This is a genomic window from Microbacterium sp. HSID17254, from assembly GCF_003989315.1.
In the GTDB taxonomy this organism is placed as follows: domain Bacteria; phylum Actinomycetota; class Actinomycetes; order Actinomycetales; family Microbacteriaceae; genus Microbacterium.
This window is the reverse complement of the sequence record NZ_RBLT01000143.1, coordinates 1-920: the sequence shown is the minus strand read 5'-3', so window position 1 is coordinate 920 and position 920 is coordinate 1. Positions and strand designations below refer to the sequence as shown.

Below are 920 nucleotides of genomic sequence, written 5' to 3'. Positions count from 1 at the left end.
GCCGTGCTCACCGCAGCCGAAGCAGACGCCACAGCCGACGGTCCCGACCGAGACGCGCTGGTCGCGGCCGCCGACCGCTACCGCGCCCTCGCGCAGGCCTACACCGCTCAAGCCGCTGGCATGGCCGAGGAGTACGAAGCCCGGCACCAGTGGTGGGCCGAGGTTGCCCCGCTGCGCGAGGCCGACCAGGCCGCGGCCGGGGAACTGGAACGACGCCAGCTCCCCGCCTGGCGCGACACCCCGACACCGGCGGCCGGGGAACAACTCACCTTGTCCACCGACGTCCCGGAACACGGCGGCAGCCCAGTCGCCGCGCCGCCGAGTGCCGAGCATGAGGACACGAACGCGGAGACGGCGTCGGCACCGGACCTCGGGCACCACAACGACTCCCCTACGGCCGAACCGGACATGCAGGAGCCGCGCGCGAGCGCGACACCCGAGGCCTCCCAGGAGGAACGCTCCGCGGCCAACGGTGCCCGCCACAGCGGCGAGCGCGACTCGGGCGCGGCACGCGAAGCAGTCGATGATCTCCGCCGCGTGACCCGCGAGTCGCAGCTGCGAGAGCTGCGCCAGCAGGCCCGTGTCCAGAACAACCAGCCCCACCAGGACCGCGACCTCGACGCCGGCTACGCCGAACGGGCCCACCGCGACCAGCTCGCCATCGAGAACGAACGCCATCAGAACCAGAGCGGCCAGCCCGAGCAGATCCACGAACAAGGCCACGCGCAGGACCATGCGCGCGGTACGGACTTCGACCCCTACGACACCGACTACGGCTATGACGATTAAGCCCGTCGGCGGCGCGGCCGGACGGGAAGCCAGGAGCATCCGCGCAAGTGCGCGGAGGCTCTCCCACGAGGAATGTCTCAGAACCCGCCGCCATCCGAGCAGTCAGCTCGGGCCATACCGCCCGGGGCAGT

The 920-nt window shown here is 72.0% G+C and carries 1 protein-coding gene; it reads left to right on the top strand.

Features of this window, described 5'->3' with window-relative positions; all coding sequences use genetic code 11:
* Positions 1–789 (top strand): hypothetical protein (locus D8M34_RS19130; protein ID WP_202976295.1); only part of this gene is annotated, 789 nt, incomplete at its 5' end.
* Positions 790–920 lie beyond the last annotated feature (131 nt).